Consider the following 22,737-nt stretch of genomic DNA (forward strand, 5'->3'; position numbering starts at 1 on the left):
CGGACTCACCCGCGACGCGGGCCGATCCGCTACCCGGCCGTTTCGCCGTCCCCCGCGGAGAGCACCTTCGCCATCAGGCGGGACAGCTCCCGCAGTTCGCCGGCACCCAGCGTGGCGAACGGGGTGCGCTCCAGAGTTCCAGCGATGATCTCGGCGCGCACCTGCCTCCCCTGCGCGGTCAACGTGAGGACACGTGACCGGCGATCATGCGGGTCGGTCAGCCGCTCGACCAGCCCACGGTCGACGAGCTGGTTGGTGACGAAGCTGAGGTTCGGCGCATTGCAGTGAAGGCGTTCGCTCATCACCTTCATGGACGGCGGCGTCTCCTCGGGGTCCATGACCCACAGCACCTGCGCCGTCGCGAGGGTGAGCCCGTGCTGCGCGACCAGCTCGGTCACCCTGTCGCCCGTCCGCATGAAGAGCTCGTGGTTCGCCCGGACGACGGCTTCGAGGTCGGTCTGGCTCACTCGCCGATCCTACGACGCGCATCACTTCGAGACTCGAAGGTGCTAGAGTCCCCTCCATTACTTCGAGTCTCGAACTATATTGATGGAGGCGGTCGCATGTACACGTACCGAGGCACCACCACGCTCGTCACCGGAGCCTCCCGGGGCCTTGGCGCCGCCTATGCGGCGGAGCTCGCCCGGCGCGGCTCGGACCTCGTGCTGGTCGCGCGGTCAGGGTCCGCCCTCGACGAGGTCGCGGCCCGGCTCCGCACCGCGCACGACGTCGCGGTGACCACCATCGCGGCGGATCTGGCCGACCGCGATCAGGTCACCGACGTCGTCCGCACCCTCGACGACTCCCCCTCGACGATCGATCTGCTTCTCAACAACGCGGGCGCGGGGGCCGTCGGCCCGTTCCTCGACCGGGCGCTCGAACCGAACCAGGTGTCGGTCGATCTCAACATCTCGGCGCTCATGACCCTGACCCACGCGCTGGGCCGCACGATGGCGTCCCGGGGCTCCGGCGGGATCATCAACATCGCCTCGTCGGCGGCCTTCCAGCCGATGCCCTATCAGGCCAGCTATGCCGGCACCAAGGCGTTCGTGCTGTCATTCACGGAAGCCCTGGCCGAAGAGCTGCGCGGTCAGGGCGTCCGGGTCATGGCGGCGCACCCCGGGGCGACAGGCACCACGTTCTTCGACGGCGCCACCCGTGCCGACGGCACCCCCTACACCATGGACCCGAGGATCACCGACTCCGCCGACACCGTCGCCCGCAGGACGCTGGACGACTTCGCCCGGGGCCGGAGCGCGTCGTACCCGGGCAGGCGGCTCAACCAGATCGCCTCCTGGCTTCCCCGGTACCTTCCTCGCACCACCACCGCGCGGCTTACCGGCAAGCTCAACCGCACCCTGGGATTCGACTCGATCCGTGTCCACGCCGCGTGACCGCTCGCTGCTGTCGCACCATTCGGGCGCGAGCTGTCACGAGCTGGTCGCGGCGGGTAGCTGGCCGATCGTGACGAAGGGGATCGGGCAGTCGTCGGACTCGGCGCACCGGGCGAGGTCCTCGCAGCCGGCGTCGCGCGCGGCCAGGAGGCTGGACCGGATGGTCTGGAGGTCGGCGATCTTCTGCTCGACCTCGGTGAGCTTCGCCTCGGTCCGCGCCTGCAGGCCGCCGCGGACGCGGCCGTGGTGACGGTGGGCCGCCTCGAGGAGCTCGGCTATCTCGTCGAGGGTGAACCCGAGGTTCTGAGCAGCCTTGATCATCCGCAGTGTGGTCACCGTCGTCTCGGGATAGAGCCGGTGACCGCCGGGGCTCCGGTCCGGCTCGTCGATGATCCCGCGGCGCTCGTAGTAGCGCAGCGTCTCGACGTTGACGCCTGCCGCCTCGGCGACCCGGCCCGCCCGGAGCATGCCGGTCATGTGCCCGCTCCGACCTGCGACTCCGCCCGCGCGGTCAGCGCCGCCAGCACCTCCCGGTGCGCCGGGCCGGTTGCGACGCCGAGCGTGACCGCGCCGTCGCCGATGGCGAGGTCGAAGGTGAGGAACGAGCAGCAGCCGGCCTCCCTCACCGCGAGCGTCGCGGCCCGTGCGGCGGTCTCCGGATCGGGCCGCAGGTCGATCCGTGTCCGGGTCGCCGACTCGCGGATCACGGCGAGCACGTCCAGGGCGAAGAGGTCGTCGAACTCGGCGCGACGCAGGGGCCGCTCGACCGTCGGGAGGGTGCAGGCGCCGGGGACCCAGCCGTCGTCGGCCATCGGGATCGGTATCGGGTTCGCGGTCATGTCATCGACGGTAAACCCGGACCTGGGTACGGAATGCAAGCCCTCGGTCGGCCCGATCGTCCCGGCACCTCCGCCCGGGGCGCGGCACCCACGCGATAGTCGTCGCCGCGGGTATCGGGGTTCGGCGGCCGCCGCCGCGCTCCGGGACCCCTCCCGGAGTCCCGCGGCCATCATCGGTTCAACCGCGCCCCGCCCAGGAAGCGCTGACGTCCGTCGAGGAAGGTCCCCCGCCATGGTCTTCATGCCCGGTCGCCGCATCGGCGACACGCTGAGCGCGTCGGTCCGGTCGCTCCGGCGCCCCGCGATCGTCGTCGGAGTCCTCGGGTCGGTCATGACCCTCAGCGGTTGCTCGGAGCCCGTCCCCGAGAGGGTCTACGTCGAGTCGTTCACCGACGCGCACGGCCGGGCCTGCACGTTCGTGTACACCACCGAACCCGGAAGCGACGCCGATCCAGGTGCCGACACCGACATCTCCCAGATCGATTGCGAGTACCCGCCCGAAGGGCGTGAGCCGGGCCGATCCGGCAGCGTCGAGATCAACGTCGGGATCCCCGCGGGCCCGGGCCCGTCGTCGTCTCCGTCCGCACCATGAGGTCGTGAAGACCTCCGTCGCGTCGCGGACCGGCCCGCGACGGCAAGGCCGCGTGGCGGCCGGACACAAGAGATCGTGGAGGCCGTCCCGTGCGGTGATCTCACGATCGCCCGGGGACGCGGACCGTCGGCCTTCGCCGTCCACGTCGAGGAGCTGGGGCAATGCGATCGATCGCCTGCGGGATCTTGGTCATGGTGGCAGCGGCCGCGTGCGTGGGCTGCGGGAGCGGTGCACCGCGTCCTGATCCGCCGGACCGAGCGATCCTCCCGACGCTGGTCATCCCCCCGGTCACCTGCGAGACCGCGTTCGACGGATTCCGGGCCGACGACGAATGGCTACGTGACCAGGCAGAGTTCGACAGCCTCGCGGCCTGCGAGACGCGGGCCCGATGGATCGAGACGGGCGCCTCGGCCCTCGCCGAGCAGGAGCACTCGCTCATCGCCCGGCTCATCGGCCTGTGCGGCGAACCGCGGCACGCCGAGACCCCCGTATGCCGCGACGAGCCGTAGGCCCGAGTCATCGCCGCGCCGGGCGGATACAGCTGTCCGGTCCGGCGAGAACGTGGGTACGGCCTCCCCGGGCAACGACCCGCACGCCGGTCCCTAGCGGCTACCGGCGAGCCGTCCGCCGTCGAGCCGCATCAGATGCGCGGCGACGGCCGCTCCCCGTGGCAGCGGGCGGTTGGTGTCCGAGGCGCGGAACGCCTCGATGGCCAGGGCCGCGAACCGGCGCGCCACCGCGACGCCACGCGCCGACCGCGAGGCCGCGAGCCCGCGCCCGGCCAGCAGCACGATCACGAGGTCGTCGAGCACGAAGTCCGCGCGCAGCCGGCCGGCGTCCTGCGCGCGCCGGGCCAGCCTCGCGAGCATGGACAGCATGGCGGCACGATGCTCGGTGAACGAGTCGCTTCCCGGGTTCTCCGCCATGAAGGCGTCGACGAAGCCCTGGTTGCCGACATTGAGCACGCTGATCCGCTCGACGACCGAGCAGAACCCCCGCCAGGGGTCGGGATCGGCGCAGCCCTCCTCGACGATGCCCCGGCACGCGCGCAACTCGTCGGCGAACACCGCGTCGAGGAGCATCTGGCGTGCCGGGAACCGGCGGTAGAGCGTCGCGGGCCCCACCCCCGCCCGGCGGGCGACCTCCCGCATGGTGACGTCCAGGCCGCGTTCGGCGAACAGTTCGCGCCCGGCCTCGAGGATCCGGTCGCGGTTGCCCCGCGCGTCGGAGCGCAAGTGGGGCAATGGCTCGGCCATGTCTCTCACTTCCTGTAAGTGGACGCGGGCGTCCGCTAACGTCGGCGACGGTAGCACCGACCGCAGCACCCAGGAGAGACAGATGCGAGCAGTGACGATCGAACGGTTCGGCGACCCGAGCGGCCTGGCGGTGACCGAACTGCCGGCCCCCGTTCCCGGCCCCGGCCAGGTGGTGGTCGAGACCGAGGCGATCGGAGTGGGCGGGGTCGACGCCGTCATCCGGCGCGGCACCCTCGGCGGGTTCGGGTTCACGACCGGCACGATCCCCGGAAGCGAGGTCGCCGGCACGGTGACCGCCGCCGGTGTCGGGGTCGACGCGTCCTGGGTGGGACGGCGGGTGTGGATGTTCACGGGCACGAGCGGCGGCTACGTCGAGCAGGCGATCGCCCGGGTCGACGACGTCGTCGCGCTCCCCGGCGAGCTGTCGTCGATCGACGCGGTGACCCTCGGTAGCTCGGCCGTGGTCGCGCACTTCGCGCTCGCCCACGCGCACTTCGCGGCCGGCGAATCGGTGCTCGTGCGTGGCGCCGCAGGAAGCATCGGTATCGCGACGGTCGAACTCGCGGCGCGCGGCGGCGCGAGCGCGGTCGCGGTGACGACGTCGTCGGCCGAACGCGGCCAGCGGCTCCGCGAGCTCGGCGCGACCCACGTGCTCGACCGGTCGGGCGGCGGGGACGCGAGCACCCCCGCGGCCTATGACGTGATCATCGACGTCGTCGCCGGGCCCGACACGCCCGCGTTCGTCGACCGCCTCGCGGCGAACGGGCGGCTGGTGCTGGTCGGGGTGGTCGCCGGGATGCCGCCGGCGAACTTCGGCGCCCGACTGCTCGGCGCGTTCCAGCAGTCCCGGTCGGTCGCGACGTTCAGTCTCGACACCGTGCCCGCCGGGCCGCGGAATGGCGCCAGGACCGACATCTTCGCGGCAGCGGCCCGCGGCGAGCTGCACGCCGTTGTGCACGATGTCCTCTCCCTGGACGACGCCGCCGACGCGCACCGCCAGATGGACGACGGCACGGTCTTCGGCCGGATCGTGCTGGTGCCGTGACTCCCGCGGCCGGTCACCACAGGCCGCGCCTGCGGCGCTTGCTGCTCCCCCACAACCCCTTGCCGAGGTTCTTGCTGCGCCCCTTCGTCGTGCTCCCCCACAGGCCGCGCTTCCAGCTGTTCGCGCGCGACTTCCTACCCCACAGACCAGCCATCGACGACCTCCTCGCGTACGGACGGGCCTCCAGGCTACGTACGCCCCCCGACCAGGCGAATCACACTCGACCCGGTTGACATCGCGGTCGGACGCCGCGCTCGCCATCGACAGGGACACGCCACGCTCCCGGGCAGCCGGATCGACGACAGGGCGAGACGGAAAGTTATGACGATGACGAACGACGCCGATCGCGGGACGATGGGAACATGCCGTCTCCCGTTCGCCCCGGTCTCGTCGTCAGCCATGCGCTGACGATCCCGCGAGCCGAACTCCGGGAACGGTTCTCGCGCTCCTCCGGGCCGGGCGGCCAGGGTGTGAACACGACGGACTCGCGCGTCGAGCTGACCTGGGACGTCGCCGGGTCCGTCGTCCTGAGCGACGCGCAACGCGAGCGCCTCGTGGCGCGCCTCGCCGACCGCCTGGTCGACGGGGTCCTCACCGTCGTCGCCTCCGAACACCGGGAGCAACGGCGCAACCGCGACGCCGCCGCCCGACGCCTGATGGCCCTCGTGGCCGACGCCCTGGCCCCTCCCCCGCGCACCCGCCGCCCCACGCGCGCCACCCGCGCGTCGCACGAACGACGCCTGACCGCCAAGAAGCAGCGATCCACGACCAAGCGCCTGCGCTCGTCCAGACCCGGGCGGGAGGACTAACGGTTCCCGACCCGCTCCTCATCCAGTTCACCGCACCACCAGGACAACGACGAAGGGTCAGCCGGTCCGTCAACGCCGTCAGCGACGGAATCGCGGCCGGTCGCCACGCCATCCCGCTCCCGAGGAGTGCGGTTCAGCCGCCCTGGCAGAAGCCCGTTCCACCCGTGTAGCACTGCTCGCGTTCTCGAACTGCTTGGGGTGCTACGGTCGCGGACAAGCGGTCGCACGTCACGAGCGGGGGTGGCCACCGTGCTGAGACACGTCGCGGACGGTGTGCTGGTGCACCAGAGCGAGCTGCTCGAGAACAACACCGTCGTCGTGCACGGCAGGGACGGCGTGCTGCTCGTGGACGCCGGGATCACCGGCGACGAGATGTCCTGCCTGGCGAGCGACCTGGCCGAGCTCGGCCGGCCCGTGGTGGCCGGCTTCTCGACGCATCCCGACTGGGACCACGTGCTCTGGCATGCCGACCTCGGCGAGGCGCCCCGGTTCGGGACGGCCCGCTGTGCGGCCTTCATGCGAGAGCTGCGGTCGGACCCGGACTGGAAGGCCGGCGTCGCCGAGGGGCTACCGCCGGAGATCGCCGGCGAGGTGCCGCTGGACGCGTTCGGCCTCATCACCGGCCTGCCCGCCGAGACCGCGCAGATCCCCTGGGACGGCCCCCAGATACGGATCATCGAACATCCGGCGCACGCCCCGGGCCACGCGGCGCTGCTGATCGAGGCACGCGGGGTGCTCGTCGCGGGCGACATGCTCTCCGACGTCCTGATCCCCATGTTCGACGACACCGCCGACCCGATCGGGAACTACCTGGCCGGGCTGCGGATGCTCGAGGCCGTGGCGGAGGACGTCGACGTCGTCGTCCCCGGCCACGGGTCCGTCGGCGGAGCCGATCAGGTCCGGGCGCGGATCGACCAGGATCTCTCGTACGTGCTCGCCCTGCGTGAGGGCCGCGTTCCCGGCGACCCGCGGCTCGGCCCGACGGCCAAGCCCGGCTGGGAGTGGGTGAGCGACGTGCACGAAGGGCAGCTCCGGCGTCTCGCCCGGATCAGCGGAGGCGGCGGGACGCCTGGTTGAGGGGGCCGGATCACCTGTGCTCGACCCGGCCCACGGCATCGGCCCCTGTCGTCAACGCGTCCTGTGCTGCCTGCCAGGACGAGTCCTGGGGGTCGAACGCGGTGTGGAGGTAGGCCGAGGCCAGTCGCCCGACCGCTGCCACCCGCGCGGGGTTCTCGTCCGTGGTCAGGGCTGCGTCGTATCCGCAGATCCCGCCGAGCTGATGCTCGGCACCGTACAGGGTGAGCAGGGACTTGGGACCCGGGGAGAGGAAGTACGGGTCCATGCGCCACCGCGGGCCCAGGTCCGTGAACGTGGCAGAGTCATCCCGGTCACCTGCGACGACGAGCGCGGGTGCCCTCATCGTAGAGAAGTCGGGGGCCACGAGAGCGGGGTAGCGCTCGGCGACACCCGCGTGGAGCGCATCACCGCCTCGGCCCGGCGCGGCCAGCAGCACGCCCACCGTGATCCGGCGGTCGGCCAGGCTGACCGACCGGTTTCCCTGGGAGGGATCGTCGAATCGCATACCCAGCAGCAGGCTCGCGGTGTGACCACCCAACGAGTGCCCCATGACGGCGATGTTGTCCCGGTCCAGGCGCCTGCCGAGCCGCGGCACGGCCTTCTCGATCACATCCAGCCGATCGATGATGCGGCTCATGTCCTCGGCTCGTGATCGCACGTACAGGGGCGCGTCGACGTCGTCGGCGTCACGGAGGCCGAGCGCTGTCGCGTCCAGGTGGGTGGGTTGGATCACGACGAACCCGTGCGCCGCCAGATGGTCCACGAGCGGGGCGTACCCGACGAGAGAGTTCAGGAAGTTGACCTGACCGTGGCCGTGCGAGAAGAGGATGACCGGCAGCCTCCGCCCGGTCACGGGCGCGGTGACCCGGACCTCCAGGGGCACGGGCCGGCCGGGCGCGGGCAGAACGATCGGGCTGACCGTGATGCTTCGAGCCGGACCCCCGACGTGACCGGCGCCCGCCGTATCGCCACGTTCCGCTGCCTCGGCCAGGCCTCCCCCGGCGCCCAGCACGCTCGCCGCGGCGCCTGCCGCGACCACACCGATCCCGGCCGACAGGGCCCCACGCCGGGATATTCCGGCGCGCGGTCCGACTGAGTCCGCTGGTCGATTCGAATCACTCATGGCAGATCCCTTCGACAGGTTCCCTGCTGAGCTCTACGGCCCACAGCAGGCGAGGCGGACAGGAAGGTGCCGCCCTCGACGCTCACCACTCTGGGGCCACGGGCGAGGCTTCTGAATAGTTGATCGTGCCGTTTTCTTGCTCGGCAGTCCCACAGCCGGCCTCCGATCCCACGTCGGGCCAAGCTGCCGGACGCCAGGATCTCCGCCATGGCCTTCGACGGCGAGCGTGTCGCGGTCGCGGCCCGGGGAGCTGGACGGCCTGCCCGCGCATCCATGGCTCACGCTCCTGCGCGCGAGAATCGAACACGCGAGGGGTTGAGTTCGTAACCGGGGTCAGTGCTCGCCGCCGTCCGTCACGACGACTCCCCGCGACCGGGGCCATACTTCGATGCCGACCCGGAGGGAGGTGAGATGGCGAACTGGCACGGAGTGCGCGAGCGAGTCTCACGGCTGCGCCGACGCGACAGGCGTCTGACAACCTTCGGCGCCGGCGCTCATCGATTCGTTCTGGCACCGCCGCTGACCACGGCGCAGGTGCGAGAAGCGGAAGCACAGCTCTGCGTCGCTCTCCCGGAGGAATATCGTTCGTTCCTGATCGAGGTGGGTGCGGGTGGCGCTGGTCCCGGCTATGGCATGGAGGTGCTGCGCAGGGAGCGGGGTGTATGGCACTGGGGCCACGGCGACGTGATCCTGGACCAGATCCGCAGGCCCGCGCAGACCGCCGAACAGATCGAGGACGCCTGGGATGAAGTTCCCGAGGCCGCACCGCAACGAGCTGAATTCCCCGACGATGCCGGCTTCGCCGCTGCGAGAGAGGCGCTGCGGGACCTGGAGGAGGAGGTCTTCTCACGCCGGTTCATCGGCTGCATCCCCCTCGGGCACCAGGGCTGCGGCTGGGAGGAATGGCTCGTGGTCTCCGGACCCCAGCGGGGACACATTCGCGTGATGGGCGACGACGTCCTTCCGGTCTCGGACAGCTTTCGCGACCACTACCTCACGTGGCTGCGGCACGCCGAGACCGGCGTCGGAATCGTCGACGGCGGGCGAACACGGCGCCGCACCTCGCGCCTTCGGGGGCTGCGCTCCTGACGGCCCCGGTGACCGATGACGGACCCTGACGGCACGCCAGCACCGTTCGTCGTGCCAAGGGCCTCAGCCTTCTGCTGGAACCAGGTGGTCGGTCGAGGGTTCAATGGTCAGACCAAGGCTGGCGAAGGTGTCGTGGACCAACTGCCGTGCAAAGCCGTACCCGTTGTCGAACGTCTTCCGGCGGAGAGTGCCTTCGTCGACGATTGTGGTCACGCTGGTGTGAGGGCCGCGTTCGATCGTGGTCTCGCTCGCGGTCTTCTCGATGATCAGCATGATTTCGAGCGTCTCGATGTGAGCGGCCGACTTGACCGCCAGCCTGAGTACCGGGTCTTTCGCCAGGTCGTCGCAGGCCTTCGCCATGCCCCGGATGCCGGGCCGTTTGACGAGCCGTATGTACGGATCGACGAGCCTGATCTCCAGGACGTCTCGCGGGTAGTCCTCGGGGCTGTCGTCGAGCTCGCCCTCGAGCCAATCGAGGAGTGGATGGATGGCCTCAAGGTCTTCGGAGGCGCGCACCCAGGTACCGGCCGGCCGGTCCAGGACCGCTGCCACCCTCTCGCGGCCGGCCAGGATCACGGCGCAGAACGCGGCCAACCGCGAGTCGCCGGCCAGGGGGAACAACGGTACCGGGCCCATGTGGAACCGGTAGGGCGTGAGCAGGTCCAACAGTTCTGAGATGTGCGACGCGTAGGAGTGCGCCAGGCCTTCAGGGCTGTCCCGCAGCTTGGTGAGCAGCAGCTCGATGCCTGCGTCGGACGCAGAGATCTCAGGTTTCTCGACGAGGTCCCAGAACCCCTGTGGAGCGGGAGGAGTCCTGTTCACCTGCACACCCATCCCTTGCGTCCTGGTCGACATTCTCGAGTCGTCAGAGCATACGCGCGATCACAGTCGCCCCGGCACTCCGCGCGGCCCACTCGCCTCGGAGGCCGTCACCAGCACGTTCTCCAACGTCAGCTCGTGGTCCGGACGGCGCCGGCGTGGTGGTAGCCCCGCTCGATCCGACCAAGCGCTACAGCTCGGCTACCGGCACCCCGTCGAGGTCTTGTTGGGCTCTCCCGCTGGACATGAGCTTGGCCCGACCAGCGAAGGCGATCTGCCTCCCGAACCGAGCAATCAACCTATCGGCCCGACCACGTGGAACGCCGGACGAAGGCGCCGGCACCACACCTCGGGCTGGGTGAGCTCGCGTGCGTCTGAGACGATTCGGGGCGTGTCACGGCCGCGCTCCCCTTCTCTCCACCTCGAGCAACGCTCCAGGCTGTGTCTGGACAGCCTCGACGGCTTGTCCGTCGGTGACGCGCTCGGCGCGCAGTACTTCGTGCCGGACAACGATCCGGCGCAGCTGCTGCGGGACGGCGTGGTGCCCGACGGCGAGTGGCAGTGGACCGACGACACCGACATGGCCTGCACCGTCGTGGCGCAGCTACTCGAACGCGGCGACATCGATCAAGACCGCCTCGCCCTCGACTTCGCGCACAGAGCCGACCCGTACCGCGGCTACGGCGCGGGCGCCGTACAGGTGCTGCGCCAGATCCGTGACGGCGTCCCGTGGCGGCAGGCAACCGTCGCCGCGTTCCCGACAGGCTCGTACGGCAACGGCGCCGCCATGCGGATCGCACCACTGGGCGCCTACTTCGCCGGCGACCTCGACCGTGCCGCCGAGCAGGCGATCCGGGCCTCGGAGGTCACCCACGCCCACCCCGAGGGCATCGCCGGAGCCGTCGTGATCGCAGTGGCGGCGTCATTCCTCGCCCGGTGCCGCATGACCGGGACGATGCCGGCCTCTGGCGAAGTAATCGATGCCGTCGTCCCGTACCTGGTGCCCGGTGCGACGTCGAAGGGGGCGGCCGTCGCGCTCGCCCTCCAGGACGCGTCCGTGGAGGAAGCAGCCTGGCAGCTGGGCAACGGGTCGCGGGTCTCCGCGCAGGACACGGTCCCGTTCTGCCTGTGGGCCGCCGCCACCCGGCTGACCGACTACCCCGCCGCGATCGCGGCCTGTATCGAGGCCGGCGGCGACGTCGACACCACCGCGGCCATCGTCGGCGGCATCGTGGCTGCCTACACCGGCCTCGGCGAGCGCGACGCCATCGCCGGGGTACCCGAGGCGTGGCTGTCACATCGTGAACCCCTACCCGACTGGATGCCGTCCGGCCCGGCTCGCTGACGGCGGCCACCAGCCCGTCGCAGTAGCCGCTGTGCCCCGACGACAGCAGGGCCCGGTGGTCGGCGGAAGTGCGCCGGCGCGCGACTGCCGACGCCGGTCCAGCGCTTGTTCCACGAGGCGACGGGCGTGACGGCTTGCCGCGATCCGGAGGGCGTCGTGCCGGCGTCACATCACGCCCCGCCAAGGAGCATGCGGTTGCATCCGCGCTGGAGCTCCACGTCGTCCCACATCGCATGGTGCGGGGCGGCGTTCGAGCAGACGAGCGATCCCCACGCATCGACCTCGACGGAGAACCGGACCGCGTCGCGACAGATCTGCGCCCCGACCGGGCCTTCCTCGAACCGACAGTCGCGTGGCGTGTAACCGACCCAGCCCTCGCCGAACACGAGCGGGATCTCCAGACGTGCGGCGGTATCGGCTGCGACACCTATCCATTCCCTGAGGCGCAGGGCCATCGCGACGCGATGAGCGCCGTAGCGGTCGTAGAGCCAGCGGTCGACCAGCTGTGGGTCGCACCAGTCGTGGACGTAGATCTCCGCCTCTCCCACGATCGAGGCGTGCCGCTTCCAGTCCTCGTCAGCCGGCGGAGCCCACTCGGCCAGTCGCGGCGCCCCCGGACGCAGCAGCTCCGCATCCGCGCGCGCCTGCGGAAAGTCCGCGGGGTCGCCGCGGAGTACGAATTCCTGGACGAGGTCGTCGAGCACGCCGTAGACGTAAGGGTGCACGACGAGCACCTGCGCGTTGCACGGAACACCGCGCATGGCCGTGACCGGCACCGCCGCGTAGTTCACGCCGCACAAGACGTCGGGGTGGCGGGCGCGGAACGTGTCGATCCCCGCCTCGAGTCGCCCGCGCAGCTCGACCACAGGATCTTCCTGGCCGGGCAGCCCGTGTGTGAGATGGCCCGCCTGGACCTCGTTGTGCAGTTCGACGAAGGCGACGGTATGGGCAAGCCCGTGCTCGGCCAGCAGGTCGACCAGATCGGCCATGGCACGGCCGAGCTCCACGAGCCGTTTGTCCGGGTCGACCGCCTGGAGAGCGTCGTACCACGCCCGGTCGGCCGCGAACGCCGGGCTCTGCTGGTACTCCCAGGACGAGACGATCACGACCACCCCGTGCCGGTCAGCAGTTCGGAAGAAGTCCAGCAGGTGTGCGCGGGCATCGATCGTCGTCGGCGATTCGACGTCGTACCATCGGACCCGGCCGGCGTACCCCCCGCCGATCGGCTGCAGCCGCAAGGCGCTGGTGTCCAGGCCGGAGCGGAACAGCAGGAACGGCATGGCGCAGATCCGCACGGTGTTGTAGCCGAGCTCGACGGCGCGGGCGAAGGCGGTGTCGAGGTTCTCGAACGGCTCGCCGGGACCGGTGCGGACATACCACGAGAAGTCCCACAGCGTGATGGTGAGCCGCCGGGGCAGATGCGCCGGAACGGGGGCCGGGTTGTTGGTCCGGGCCTTCGTAGCGGTGGTGACCATCGACGCTCTCATCCCTTGACCGCCCCTGCCGTCAGGCCGTTCACGAGTTGCTTGCGCAGGACGAAGAACACGATCAGGGCGGGCACCGCGGCAAGCACCGAGCCGGCCATGACGAGGTCGTACTGGCGCCCCTCGGCGCCGAACAGCGCCTGCAGCCCGAGCGGCACCGTGTAGAACTCCGGCTCGGCCACGATCACCAGCGGCCACAGGAGATTGTTGTACGAGTTGAGGAAGCTCCACACGGCCAGCGCTCCGACGGCGGGACGCAGCAGGGGGAACACCACGGTGAGGAATGCACGGAACTCGGAGCACCCGTCGATACGTGCCGCGTCGAGGATCTCGTCCGGCACGGACTGCTCGGTGTACTGGCGCATCATGAAGATGCCGAACGCGGGCGCCACCCAGGGGACGACGAGCGCGAAGAACGGGTTGGCGAGCCCGAGCTTGGCGACCAGGATGAACAGCGGGACCACGATCACCGCGAACGGGATGGCCATCGACGAGAACATCACGTCGAAGAGCAGGTTCTTGCCACGGAACTCGTACTTGGCGAACCCGAACCCGGCCAGCGAGCAGAAAAAGACGGTAGCGGCCGTGCTGACGACCGCGATCACTGTGCTCATGAGCATCCACGACCAGAACGGCTGAGTGGCGAGCAAGGTCGTGTAGTTACCGAGCGTCGCGGAGTCGGGCCACAGCGCGGGCGGGAACGCGAAGATGTCGCTGCGATCCTTGAAGGACGACGACAGCGCCCACAGCAGCGGGACCACGTAGACAAGTGCGAGGGCGACGAGCGCCGCGTAGAGCGCTACCCGTGCAGGGCGAGGGGCCCGCCGGCGCCGTACCGGTGCGACGGCCGCGGCCGGTGACGCCTCGACGGTGATCAGTGTGGTGCTCATCGGGTCCTCCCGACGCCGAACGCGCGGGTGCCGATGCGGCCCAGCACGAAGACGATGACGAACATGACGACGCCGGCCGCGGCGGCATAGCCGAGCTCCTGGCGTTGGAAGCCTGCCCTGTAGACGAACATCGAGACCGACAGGGTGGCCTCCCCGGGCCCGCCCTGCGTGAGGAGGAAGGGCTCTTCGAAGATCTGCGCCGTGTTGACCAGCATGGTCACGGCGACGAAGGCCGTGACGGGTCGCAGCTGGGGCAGCGTGACGGAGAAGAAGCGGCGTACGACGCCCGCACCGTCCAGCTCGGCCGCTTCGTGCAGTTCCCTCGGAATGGCCTGCAGGCCCGCGAGGAAGAAGATCGTGAGGTAGCCGGTCCACCGCCACAGGACGAGCACGACCACCACGACGCGAGCCCACATCGGGTCCGTGAGCCACGAGACTCCGCCGAACCCGAAGAGAGCTTCGAGAACTGCGTTCAGGAGCCCGTACTGCCCGTCGAAGATCAGACCGAAGATCAGGGCGATGATGATCGGGGCCAGCACGACAGGCATGAAGTAGACCAGCCGGAAGAAGTCGCGCAGCTTCAGGCCCCGCGCATCGAGTCCGACCGCGATCAACAACGACACGGGCAGCACGACGGCGATCGCGAAGAGGGTGTAGAAAGCGGTGTTCCCCAGCGCCGCACCGAAGCTCGCGTCCCCGAGCAGCCTGGAGTAGTTGGCCAGACCGATGAAGTCGGGCTCGCCGAGCCCCGCCCAGTCCGTCAGGCTCAGGTAGATGCCTGCCCCGACAGGGACGAGCATGAAGGTGGCAAAGAGTAGAAAGAAGGGCGAGATGAACGCGTAGGGAGCCCAGCGGTGCTGGTCCGAACGCAGCTTCGTCGCTGCCACGGCGGTCGTCACTGCTGTACCTGCCTCTCGTACATTCGCACACCGGTAGCAAGGGCTTCCTCGGCGCCGATCTGGCCGTTGATCGCACGCAGGATCGGCCCGCCGAGGCTGTCCCGCAGCACCGATGCCCCCGCGGCCTGGTAGAAGATCGGCATGTCCTGCGCTGCTGCCGCGTAGATCTCGAAGACCCGCTGGCCTCCGAGGTAGTCGTCGCTGATCTGCTGAAAGCTCGGTGACTGGTACAGGTCGACGAGCGTCGGCAGGTACGCGCCGGCGTGATAGCGGGCGAGCTGGCCCTCTTCACTCAGGTAGGCCCGCTGCAGCAGGTCGGTCGCGGCGTCGGTCAGCGGCTGGTCCTTGAGCACCGCGAACGCCGTCCCGCCCAGGGTCGACCCGATGTGGCCGCCGCCGGCGAACTTGGGAATGGTGCGCGCCCGCCAGCGCCCCGACTGGTCCGGAACGTTCGCCTGCAGCCCGTAGACCTCGTACCAGTTGGGCATCACGGTCGCGATCAGCTGGCTCTCCTTCAGCGCTGCCGCCGCTGCGCCGCCGTACGGGTCGGACAGCGCGAGGAACGCGCCGGAGCGTACGCCTGCGGCCATGAGCTCCAGCACCTCGACGGACTCGTCCGACACGACCGTGAGGTTGCCGTCGGCGTCGTACAGGCTGCCGCCGCGCTGCAGGAGCATCTGGACGAATCCATTGACGATGGAGCCGTTGTCGCCGTTGGCGACCATCCCGACGGCCTGTCCGGTGTCCGCCGCGATGCCCGCGCCGATCTCGAGCAGTTCTTCCCAGGTGCCGACGTCGTCCGGGATGCCGAGCTGTTCGAACAGGTCCGCGCGGTAGAACATCACGGAGACCGAGTTGTCCGACTCAAGGGCGTAGACCTTCCCGTCGACGGAGTACGGCTGGGTCTTGAGGAGCCGATCACCCAGCGGCTCGGTCAGGGAGGTGAGGTCGACGAACAGGTTCTCGGCGATGTCGGCCCGCATGACCCGGGGGAACTGGTCGATCACCAGGCCGGCAAGCTGCGGGAGCGGGCGCTGTGCCACGGCTTGGGTGATGAGCCGCGACACGATGTCCGCCGGGGCGATGGAGGTCACGTCGATGCCGAAGCTCCACGCGCTCCCCCCGACCAGTGCGGCGTCGGTTGCAGCGCTGGTGAAGAACGTCGCGTACCCGGGGTCGTGCGTCCACAGATCGAGGAGCGCGTCGCCGGACGACACCGGGGTGCCGCTGCCCGGCGTCGTGCAGGCGGCCAAGGCTCCCCCGCCGACGATCCCGAACCCTGCAAGACCGAGCACCTTGAGCAGGTCGCGCCTGTTCAGCTCCATCGCCGGCTCGCCTCCTCGGCAACGAGAACTACCTTGGCGACGCGCACGATCTCGACCGAGGGCACCGTGATGCCCTCGGGGACATCGCGCACCGACGGGTCCACCCAGACTCCGGTGTCGTCGCACCAGGGCAGCAGCTCGAGCGTCACCCCGTCCCGAGCGGCCTGCTCGCGCCACGGTGTCAGGTCCAGGTCCCAGGTCCGTCCGTGCCAGAAGTGGTCGCTGACCACCTCGCGGCCGATCAGCGCCCGGCCGATGTCGCCCGTCCAGGTGATCCGCATGAGGGCGCGGTCGACGCCGGCCACGAGCTCGCCCGGCACGTCGAGCTCGACCCGCGCCGCGCCGGAGAAGTCCCGCGGCGCGCTGAGGCGGCCCATCGGGCCGCCCCGCGCGGGCTCAGGTGGTGCGGCAGCATGTGGTTGGAGTCCGCTCGCCAGCAGGCGCCGTCCTGCGTTGGTCCTGACCGTCCACGTCCTCCAGGGCGCCGCCACCGCGCTAGCCACGAGGACCTCGGCGTCCTCGGACGTCAGCGACACCGGCGCAGGAAGGAGCGAAACGGTGACCGACTCGGTGTCCGGGTGGGCGACCAGGCCGCCGTCGACCCCGTACACGGGTGCGTCGGCCAGGACGAGCCGGTCTCGTCCGGCGATCTCCAGGCGATAGAGGTGGTTGGCTGTCTCCTCGTCGACGACCAGGACACGCACGCCCGGCAGCTCGACGAATGCGCCCGGTCCTGGGACGCCCACGAGGTCGACGACGGTGTGCCCGCCGTCGTGTCGCGCTGCCCCCACGCCGCGCACATCGACGTCACCTTCGAGGACCAGCTCGACCGGAACACCCTCCGTGGCGCTCAGGACGACGATCTCACCGGCGTCGTCGGCGACCCTGGTGACGAGCTGTGCCGTCGCGCTTCGCAGCACCAGCTCGTCGGTCAGCGGGTAGCGCAGCGGCCAGGCCACGGACACGCCCGCCGGTACGTCCGTCGGACGGGACGGGACGGTCACGACGGCGTCGTCCAGCTCGACGGTGACCTGTAGCCCGGGTTGCGGGTCGAGCGGGCGACGGGCCGGCTGGTAGGTCGTGAGGAAGAGATAGCCACGGTGTCCGTCGGAGCGGACCGACCAGCGCAGCTCGGACGGGTCCTCGCCGCCTCCGCCCACCGTGGTGCGCATGGCAGCCAGCTGTGAGCCATCGGTCGCGAGCCAGAGGTGCTGTCGGCGCAGGAGGTGGTGGTGTCGGCGCACCTGCCCGTGCTCGCCGACCGGCGCGTAGAAGTCGTAGCTGACGGTGGGGACGTCGTTGGGGTACCCGGTGGCGTGCGACTCCTGCTCTGTGCCGTGGGCACCACGTCGTTGCGTTCCACCGGCGTACATGTAGTACCCCTGCCAGATGGAGCCGCTGCCGATCTTCGCCAGCGCGAGAGCGCCGACCTCCTCGGAGGTGACGAGGGGCCGACGGTGATAGGCCACGTGCATGCCGCTCCCGAGCTCGCAGGTGGCGAACGGCAGGGCTGCGTCGTCCTTGAGCCACACCGCCGAAGGGTCCAGCACGATGCCGTCCAGGGCCTCACGCAGGTCGGCACCGACAGTCAGGTCGTCACGGACCTCGCTGTAGCGGAAGTGGAAGGCCGCGAAATCTGGCCACTCCGTGGCCGAGTCCTCCCAGAATCCGTCCGTGTAGGCGCTGTACACCGGCAGCAGGGACCCGGGCACCTGGGCACCTCCCCAGCCCGTCGCCGTCCAGATCGGCACCCGCAGACCGAGGTCCTCGGCGATGGTGCGCAACGTCGCGAGGTGCTGTGGCTGGTCGTAGAGCTCGTTGTCCATCTGGGCGCCGACGACCGGTCCCCCTTCGGCATGCGTGAGCCCGGCCAGCTGGCCGATGATCTGCCCGTAGAACCGGCGCACCAGCTCGAGGTAGTCGGCGTCGTTCGTGCGCGTGGCCACGCCACGCTCGACGAGCCAGTCCGGGAAGCCGCCGTAGCGGGCCTCGCCGTGTGCCCACGGCCCCATGCGGACGATCACGTCCAGGCCGTGCCGTGCAGCAAGCTCGATGAACGCCCGGAGGTCGAGGCCGTCATGCCACCGGAACCGGCCCGGCTCCGGCTCGTGCGCCTGCCACAGGACGTAGGTGGCTACGGTGTCCAGACCACCGGCCCGGGCGTGCCCGAGTACCTCGGACCACCGGTCGCGCGGTAGCCGGGAGTAGTGGATCTCGCCGGTGATCGGGAACCACGGCTTGCCGGCCCGTTCGATCCACCCGCTGGTGATCTCGATCCGGTCGGAGGTGCCCTCAGGGTCGCCGAGCGGCAGATGACCTCGCCGGGGCGGGTGTGGCGCCTCGGCACGCAGCCGCTGAGCGGCGGGTGCCGGGTGAACGTCGATGTTCATGTCTCTCCTTCGAGGGGTGCGATGCGGCAGGTCGGCGGCGTTACGCCGCTGGGACCAGAAGGGTGCGCGCTGATGTGTTCAACGCGTCCTTGTCGAGGACCTGACGAGCGAGAGCCGCGGCTCCTTCCTGGTCGCCGTCGAGCGCGGCGAGCTGGGCGCGCAGCACCATGAGCCGGGTGTCGTGCGCGTCCTGCACGTCTTGCGTGAACAGCAGCAGAGTCGGGAGCGACGTCGCGAAGTAGTCGATCGTCGCCACGTGCTCGCTCCGCTCGGTGACGTACCGTGCGAAGTCGTCCCGGAGCCGGCGCGCGTCGTCGCTCCTGCCGAGCCGGCGAAGCGCGGTGACCGAGGCCGCGGTGCGCTCGGAAAAGGTCTGGACCTCCATGCCCTGGAAGTCGCCCTGCTGGTCTGCGGCGGTCGCCCAGGCGTCGTCCGCCTCGTCGGGTCGCCCGGCCGCGTGCAGTGCGTCACCGAGCAGGAGGTGAAGGTCTGCCGTGTTCGCCAGTGGATGACGTGCTTCGCCCAGCGACGTGACGGGCGACAGCGCGGCGGACGCGTACTCCAGTGCACGCTCGGCGGCTCCCTCGGCCAGCGCGCGGCGGCCGAGAGCGAGGTGGGCTTCGTCCCAGGCACCGAGCACGCGGCCCTCGCCGCCTTCCCACGGCTGGAACGAGCGTCCCGTCAGGATGCCGAGGGCGTCCGCCGGCCGGCCCAGTGCGGTGAGCAGCTCGGCGAGCTGCACCGAGAGATCGTCGCGGGATGCCACGAGGTCGGGCCGCTCCAGGAGCGTGGCTGCGCGTTCGGCGGGTGCAGTGCCTCGTCGCCCTTCGAGCTGGTCGGACTCGTAGAGCAGACGAGCGTCATCCGGTGCGACGGCGCGAGCCTGTGCGTAGTACTCCGCGGCCCGGTCGGCGTCATCCAGCACGTTGTAGGCAGCCATGCCCAGGTTGCGCAGCACCACGGAGTCGTTCGTGTCGCGGGAGGCGGAGGCCTCCCAGGCGGCGATGGCCTCCTTGTGCCGCCCTGCCGCGTACAGCCAGTGCCCGGCGAGTCCTGCCACGAGGGGGTTGTCAGGCCACGCCTCGCGCAGCCGTTCGAGCATGTCGTTGTCGCTCGCCGCGGGGAAGCACCACGTCCTGAGGACCTGGGCCGCCCGCTCGAGAGCGGACTCGGCGGCCTTTCGATCACCGCGACGAAGTTCGAGGTCAGCGCGGTGCAGCAGCGCGAGCGGGGCCACGTTGCGCTGTCCGGGCACCATCGGCAGCTCGGTGGCGCGTTCAAGGAGCTCGATCGCGTGCTCCGTCTCCCCCACCGAGGCGTGTTCCAGGGCGATGTCGAGCGTGATCGTGGGGTCGCTCAGGGGTTCCGCGTCCTGGCCGAGGAGGGTGGCGAGGTCACGCGCCCAGGCGTCGAGCGGGTCCTCGGTGAGGGTGCCGCGCACGAGGTCGCGCGCCGCATCTCGGTTCCCGGACCTCAGCGCCGCGACCGCAGCGAGGTTGCGGGCCTGCACATGAGAGGGGGCGCGGCGCAGCAGTGCCGCGAGATCCTCGGCAGCCGCCGCGTTGCGCCCGGCGGTGAGATCGAGGCGAGCGGTCGCGACGGCGGCGGCCTCCGACCAGGTCCGGTCCCACAGTGCCGTCGCGAACGCTTCCCGTGCCTCGGCATGGCGGCCTTGTCGGGCAAGGACGAGGCCCAGGCGGTAGTGGGCCTCGGCATCACGCGGATTGAGGTTCCGCCGGGTGACGCGAGCGGTCGCGGTGCACAGCAGCCGCTCTGCGTCCCCGAGACGCCCGTCGTGCATTCGCCGTGCCGCCAGCGCAGTGGCGCACCGCGCGTCGTGCGGGTCACGCCGGAGCGCTTCGAGCCAGTAAGGCTCGGGTGAACGCGTCGCGTGCCGATACTGCTCGAGGTGCAGCCCCGTGACGTAGAGCTCGTCGACGGACTCGATCTCGTCCGGCGCGAGCGGTTCGGTCGCCGGATCGGGCAAGGCACCCTCGGACGAGACCACCCGGCGTGGATGCCACGTCACCAGGGTGACTCCCTCGTGCTCGACAACCAGCTCACAAGCAGTGGGCTCGATGCCCGGTGCTCCGGACAGATCTCGGACGAGAGGAGCACCCGGTGCGAGGTCGGCCCGTTCGTCGAGCAGCACCTGGCCCGCTGCGCGCAGCACGACCCGGGCCCCAGGTCGTGGTGACGTGACCGCGACACCTACCCGCACCAGCTCGCCGGCACTCACGTCCAGGCGCACTGCTGCATCACGTGTGGCCTGGTGGACCGGGCCGATGTCCTGAATCGGGTACCAGTACTGGGAGAAGGACTTCGTCTCGCCCGGCCGCAGGAACGCGAAGTCGGGCTGGTTGTCGGTGTAGACGCCGGCCATGAGCTCGACGTAAGGACCGTTCGTGTCCGTCAGATGGGCATCCCATGCCCAGCCGAACGGAGCGTTGCCCCAGGTCCACATCTTCTTGCCCGGCGCGATGCGGTGATCGGCCCAGTGCACGAACCCCGCCGCTGCGCCGTGGTCGTAGCCCCCGAAGAAGTCGTCCTGCGTACCGAGGCACATGTACGACGTGGGCACGGGGATGTTCCGGTACCAGTCGAGCCGGTCACCGTCCGGACGCTCCGCGGTGCGCTGCGCCGAGTAGTCGAAGCCGTAGTACCGGTCCGATGCCGCGGGGAAGGTCGTCACGGCCCGCTTGGCATGATCCGCGACGAACGTCACGTCGGTCGGAAAGAACGACTGGTAGTCGTCGTTCACGGCGGCGGCGACGTTCGCCCACCACAGGAAGGTCTGCACGTCGTCGGTGCGATTGACGAGGTGACCGCGGGCCTCGACGAGCGCGCTGTGCGGTGCGAGGCGGATCCCGTGCATGCCCCGCATACGCCGGAACGGGTCATGGTCGGAGCACCAGACCGTCACCGAGCCGTCAGGCGCCTCCTCGATCCGTGTCTCCGTCGGCAGGTAGGTCGCCGGCCGGTGGTGCTGTGGCCAGTTGAACTCCACGCCACCTGAGATCCACGGGCCCAGGAGCCCGACGAGGGCCGGCTTGATGACGTCGTTGCGGTAGAAGAAGTCGTAGCCACACGTGCGGTCGAGACCGACATGGATGCGCCCACCCAGCTCAGGCAGGATCATCAGGCGCACATAGTCGTTCTCCATATGGATCGCGTCCCACGACCGCGGCTTCTTCTCCTGCGCCACGCGGTCGATGAACGGCATCGGGTACACCGCTCCCGAGGACCCCTGGTAGACACGCTGGTCGAGGTAGGCGGGGTAGCGGTCCGGTTCGCCGACGTCATAGGTGTCGATCGAGACGGGCTCTCGCCACACGCGCACAGGGCGGGCGGCGATCTCGTCCGGGACGGGCGGAAGGACGATCCGCGACTCTGCAGAGGGCATGTGTCGAACCTAGGTCGGCTTGACCGTCGCTGACGATGGAAGTTTCCATGGCCTCCATGGACGAAACGACGGTCATCGAAGAGCTGGTGCTCCGGGACGGATTCGCGGGCCAGCGCATGTTCGTCGTCCCGCGGCCCACGGTCCACGCGGCACTCGAACGGCCCGTGACCAGCCGTCTCCTGGTCACCGACGCCGGATTGTTCCCCCACGCGGCGCACCACGGACGACTGCGAGAGGGCGGCACGAGTCAGCACATCCTGATGCTCTGCACCGGCGGCGCGGGCTGGTGCCGGACACCCGATGGACGGTTCGCCGTGCAACGCGGCGACGCGGTCCTCCTGCCCGCCGACGTCCCTCACGAGTACGCGGCATCCGAGGACGACCCGTGGACGTTGTGGTGGCTGCACTTCATGGGCCTGGACTCCGCGGAGCTGGTGCACGCGGCACATCAGGCCGCCGGCGGTCCGCTCTCCCACCTGCGCGACCCGACACCCGTCGCCGGCCTCATCTCACAGGTCATCGACGCCCTCGACTTCGGCACCGCCGGAGGTCTTGTCCGAGCCACCGGCGCTGCGTGGAACGCACTGACACACCTGATCGCGACAGGTCGCCGCACCCCGGGTTTCGCCCTGAGCCCTGTCGAGCAGGCCATCGAACACCTCCGTGCCACGACCCCGCAACGCACCTCGGTCGAAGCACTGGCCGCAATGGTCGGACTCAGCCCTTCCCAGCTCAACGCCGTCTTCCGGCAGCAGGTCGGCGTACCACCGTTGCGCTACCAGAGTGACCTACGCATGGCTCGAGCACGCGAACTCCTGGACAGCACGGAGCTCACGGTCGCGGCCATCGCGTCCCGGTGCGGCTATGACGACCCGCTCTATTTCTCCCGCCAGTTCACCCGGACCCATGGTCTGGCACCCACGAGCTACCGGGCGAGGCTCAAGTGAGTTCACGACCC

General features: G+C 70.2%; 22 protein-coding genes. 9 read left to right on the plus strand and 13 right to left on the minus strand.

Going from position 1 to position 22,737, the window contains the following annotated elements:
* Positions 1–29: 29 nt before the first annotated feature.
* On the minus strand, positions 30–467 hold the full coding sequence (locus IIE03_RS21860; protein ID WP_192864879.1) for a MarR family winged helix-turn-helix transcriptional regulator: 438 nt from the start codon (positions 465–467) through the stop codon (positions 30–32).
* A gap of 96 nt (positions 468–563) precedes the next feature.
* Here IIE03_RS21860 and IIE03_RS21865 point away from each other — a divergent pair, with 96 nt between their 5' ends.
* On the plus strand, positions 564–1,394 hold the full coding sequence (locus IIE03_RS21865; protein WP_192864880.1) for an SDR family NAD(P)-dependent oxidoreductase: 831 nt from the start codon (positions 564–566) through the stop codon (positions 1,392–1,394).
* A gap of 36 nt (positions 1,395–1,430) precedes the next feature.
* Here IIE03_RS21865 and IIE03_RS21870 read toward each other — a convergent pair whose 3' ends face one another.
* Positions 1,431–1,871: a MerR family transcriptional regulator gene (locus tag IIE03_RS21870; RefSeq protein ID WP_192864881.1), complete on the minus strand. Its 441-nt coding sequence runs from the start codon at positions 1,869–1,871 to the stop codon at positions 1,431–1,433.
* Complete coding sequence (locus IIE03_RS21875; RefSeq protein ID WP_225998140.1) at positions 1,868–2,233, minus strand: hypothetical protein; 366 nt, start codon at positions 2,231–2,233, stop codon at positions 1,868–1,870. Before IIE03_RS21875 ends, IIE03_RS21870 begins: the two co-directional genes overlap by 4 nt.
* Positions 2,234–2,465: 232 nt before the next feature.
* Here IIE03_RS21875 and IIE03_RS21880 point away from each other — a divergent pair, with 232 nt between their 5' ends.
* Together IIE03_RS21880 and IIE03_RS21885 are read left to right on the plus strand one after the other, a co-directional pair.
* On the plus strand, positions 2,466–2,825 hold the full coding sequence (locus IIE03_RS21880; protein WP_192864882.1) for a hypothetical protein: 360 nt from the start codon (positions 2,466–2,468) through the stop codon (positions 2,823–2,825).
* A gap of 161 nt (positions 2,826–2,986) precedes the next feature.
* Complete coding sequence (locus IIE03_RS21885; protein WP_192864883.1) at positions 2,987–3,334, plus strand: hypothetical protein; 348 nt, start codon at positions 2,987–2,989, stop codon at positions 3,332–3,334.
* Positions 3,335–3,427: 93 nt separating this feature from the next.
* Here IIE03_RS21885 and IIE03_RS21890 read toward each other — a convergent pair whose 3' ends face one another.
* On the minus strand, positions 3,428–4,081 hold the full coding sequence (locus IIE03_RS21890) for a TetR/AcrR family transcriptional regulator (protein ID WP_192864884.1): 654 nt from the start codon (positions 4,079–4,081) through the stop codon (positions 3,428–3,430).
* Between the two features lie 82 nt (positions 4,082–4,163).
* Between IIE03_RS21890 and IIE03_RS21895 the strand changes: the two genes are divergently transcribed.
* Entirely contained in the window at positions 4,164–5,126 is a 963-nt protein-coding gene (locus IIE03_RS21895) for a zinc-binding dehydrogenase (RefSeq protein ID WP_192864885.1), read from the plus strand.
* A 13-nt stretch (positions 5,127–5,139) separates the two neighbouring features.
* Here the strand turns inward: IIE03_RS21895 and IIE03_RS21900 are convergent, their stop codons facing one another.
* The gene (locus IIE03_RS21900) at positions 5,140–5,280 is read right to left on the minus strand and encodes a hypothetical protein (protein WP_192864886.1); all 141 of its coding nucleotides are present in this window, start codon (positions 5,278–5,280) and stop codon (positions 5,140–5,142) included.
* A gap of 208 nt (positions 5,281–5,488) precedes the next feature.
* Between IIE03_RS21900 and arfB the strand changes: the two genes are divergently transcribed.
* Together arfB and IIE03_RS21910 are read left to right on the plus strand one after the other, a co-directional pair.
* The gene (arfB, locus tag IIE03_RS21905; protein ID WP_192864887.1) at positions 5,489–5,935 is read left to right on the plus strand and encodes an alternative ribosome rescue aminoacyl-tRNA hydrolase ArfB; all 447 of its coding nucleotides are present in this window, start codon (positions 5,489–5,491) and stop codon (positions 5,933–5,935) included.
* 240 nt (positions 5,936–6,175) lie between these two features.
* On the plus strand, positions 6,176–7,012 hold the full coding sequence (locus IIE03_RS21910; RefSeq protein WP_319643990.1) for an MBL fold metallo-hydrolase: 837 nt from the start codon (positions 6,176–6,178) through the stop codon (positions 7,010–7,012).
* 10 nt (positions 7,013–7,022) lie between these two features.
* On the opposite strand, the gene IIE03_RS21915 is transcribed toward IIE03_RS21910, so the two are convergent.
* Positions 7,023–8,051 carry an alpha/beta hydrolase family protein gene (locus tag IIE03_RS21915; RefSeq protein ID WP_318843118.1) on the minus strand — a complete coding sequence of 343 codons (1,029 nt, stop codon included), beginning with the start codon at positions 8,049–8,051 and terminating at the stop codon, positions 7,023–7,025.
* A gap of 420 nt (positions 8,052–8,471) precedes the next feature.
* Here IIE03_RS21915 and IIE03_RS21920 point away from each other — a divergent pair, with 420 nt between their 5' ends.
* Positions 8,472–9,224: an SMI1/KNR4 family protein gene (locus tag IIE03_RS21920; protein ID WP_192864890.1), complete on the plus strand. Its 753-nt coding sequence runs from the start codon at positions 8,472–8,474 to the stop codon at positions 9,222–9,224.
* A 63-nt stretch (positions 9,225–9,287) separates the two neighbouring features.
* On the opposite strand, the gene IIE03_RS21925 is transcribed toward IIE03_RS21920, so the two are convergent.
* Complete coding sequence (locus IIE03_RS21925) at positions 9,288–10,058, minus strand: hypothetical protein (RefSeq protein WP_192865089.1); 771 nt, start codon at positions 10,056–10,058, stop codon at positions 9,288–9,290.
* A 448-nt stretch (positions 10,059–10,506) separates the two neighbouring features.
* On the opposite strand from IIE03_RS21925, the gene IIE03_RS26170 reads away from it, so the two are divergent.
* On the plus strand, positions 10,507–11,388 hold the full coding sequence (locus IIE03_RS26170) for an ADP-ribosylglycohydrolase family protein (protein ID WP_225998141.1): 882 nt from the start codon (positions 10,507–10,509) through the stop codon (positions 11,386–11,388).
* A 170-nt stretch (positions 11,389–11,558) separates the two neighbouring features.
* Here IIE03_RS26170 and IIE03_RS21935 read toward each other — a convergent pair whose 3' ends face one another.
* From IIE03_RS21935 to IIE03_RS21960, 6 genes are read right to left on the minus strand one after another with little or no spacing between them, the layout of a single operon-like run.
* On the minus strand, positions 11,559–12,863 hold the full coding sequence (locus IIE03_RS21935; protein ID WP_192864892.1) for a cellulase-like family protein: 1,305 nt from the start codon (positions 12,861–12,863) through the stop codon (positions 11,559–11,561).
* Between the two features lie 8 nt (positions 12,864–12,871).
* On the minus strand, positions 12,872–13,762 hold the full coding sequence (locus IIE03_RS21940; protein ID WP_192864893.1) for a carbohydrate ABC transporter permease: 891 nt from the start codon (positions 13,760–13,762) through the stop codon (positions 12,872–12,874).
* Complete coding sequence (locus IIE03_RS21945) at positions 13,759–14,661, minus strand: carbohydrate ABC transporter permease (protein WP_318843119.1); 903 nt, start codon at positions 14,659–14,661, stop codon at positions 13,759–13,761. The genes IIE03_RS21940 and IIE03_RS21945 overlap by 4 nt, the downstream gene beginning before the upstream one ends.
* Positions 14,658–15,986, minus strand: coding sequence for an ABC transporter substrate-binding protein (locus IIE03_RS21950; protein ID WP_192864894.1), 1,329 nt, complete (start codon positions 15,984–15,986; stop codon positions 14,658–14,660). The genes IIE03_RS21945 and IIE03_RS21950 overlap by 4 nt, the downstream gene beginning before the upstream one ends.
* Positions 15,977–18,376, minus strand: coding sequence for a beta-galactosidase (locus IIE03_RS21955; protein WP_192864895.1), 2,400 nt, complete (start codon positions 18,374–18,376; stop codon positions 15,977–15,979). The genes IIE03_RS21950 and IIE03_RS21955 overlap by 10 nt, the downstream gene beginning before the upstream one ends.
* A 40-nt stretch (positions 18,377–18,416) precedes the next feature.
* On the minus strand, positions 18,417–21,779 hold the full coding sequence (locus IIE03_RS21960; RefSeq protein ID WP_192864896.1) for a DUF5107 domain-containing protein: 3,363 nt from the start codon (positions 21,777–21,779) through the stop codon (positions 18,417–18,419).
* Between the two features lie 56 nt (positions 21,780–21,835).
* On the opposite strand from IIE03_RS21960, the gene IIE03_RS21965 reads away from it, so the two are divergent.
* Positions 21,836–22,726, plus strand: coding sequence for a helix-turn-helix domain-containing protein (locus tag IIE03_RS21965; protein WP_192864897.1), 891 nt, complete (start codon positions 21,836–21,838; stop codon positions 22,724–22,726).
* Positions 22,727–22,737: the final 11 nt, after the last annotated feature.

This window comes from Myceligenerans pegani, assembly GCF_014892515.1.
In the GTDB taxonomy this organism is placed as follows: Bacteria; Actinomycetota; Actinomycetes; order Actinomycetales; family Cellulomonadaceae; genus Myceligenerans; species Myceligenerans pegani.

Excerpts from the sequence above, each read along its gene's own strand:
- IIE03_RS21935 (WP_192864892.1), bottom strand. The coding sequence starts at position 12,863 with ATGGTCACCACCGCTACGAAGGCCCGGACCAACAACCCGGCCCCCGTT.
- IIE03_RS21865 (WP_192864880.1), top strand. The coding sequence starts at position 564 with ATGTACACGTACCGAGGCACCACCACGCTCGTCACCGGAGCCTCCCGG.
- IIE03_RS21900 (WP_192864886.1), bottom strand. The coding sequence starts at position 5,280 with ATGGCTGGTCTGTGGGGTAGGAAGTCGCGCGCGAACAGCTGGAAGCGC.
- arfB (WP_192864887.1), top strand. The coding sequence starts at position 5,489 with ATGCCGTCTCCCGTTCGCCCCGGTCTCGTCGTCAGCCATGCGCTGACG.
- IIE03_RS21960 (WP_192864896.1), bottom strand. The coding sequence starts at position 21,779 with ATGCCCTCTGCAGAGTCGCGGATCGTCCTTCCGCCCGTCCCGGACGAG.
- IIE03_RS21955 (WP_192864895.1), bottom strand. The coding sequence starts at position 18,376 with ATGAACATCGACGTTCACCCGGCACCCGCCGCTCAGCGGCTGCGTGCC.
- IIE03_RS21950 (WP_192864894.1), bottom strand. The coding sequence starts at position 15,986 with ATGGAGCTGAACAGGCGCGACCTGCTCAAGGTGCTCGGTCTTGCAGGG.
- IIE03_RS21965 (WP_192864897.1), top strand. The coding sequence starts at position 21,836 with ATGGACGAAACGACGGTCATCGAAGAGCTGGTGCTCCGGGACGGATTC.
- IIE03_RS21885 (WP_192864883.1), top strand. The coding sequence starts at position 2,987 with ATGCGATCGATCGCCTGCGGGATCTTGGTCATGGTGGCAGCGGCCGCG.
- IIE03_RS21890 (WP_192864884.1), bottom strand. The coding sequence starts at position 4,081 with ATGGCCGAGCCATTGCCCCACTTGCGCTCCGACGCGCGGGGCAACCGC.
- IIE03_RS21870 (WP_192864881.1), bottom strand. The coding sequence starts at position 1,871 with ATGACCGGCATGCTCCGGGCGGGCCGGGTCGCCGAGGCGGCAGGCGTC.
- IIE03_RS21880 (WP_192864882.1), top strand. The coding sequence starts at position 2,466 with ATGGTCTTCATGCCCGGTCGCCGCATCGGCGACACGCTGAGCGCGTCG.
- IIE03_RS21895 (WP_192864885.1), top strand. The coding sequence starts at position 4,164 with ATGCGAGCAGTGACGATCGAACGGTTCGGCGACCCGAGCGGCCTGGCG.
- IIE03_RS21925 (WP_192865089.1), bottom strand. The coding sequence starts at position 10,058 with ATGGGTGTGCAGGTGAACAGGACTCCTCCCGCTCCACAGGGGTTCTGG.
- IIE03_RS21940 (WP_192864893.1), bottom strand. The coding sequence starts at position 13,762 with ATGAGCACCACACTGATCACCGTCGAGGCGTCACCGGCCGCGGCCGTC.
- IIE03_RS21875 (WP_225998140.1), bottom strand. The coding sequence starts at position 2,233 with ATGACCGCGAACCCGATACCGATCCCGATGGCCGACGACGGCTGGGTC.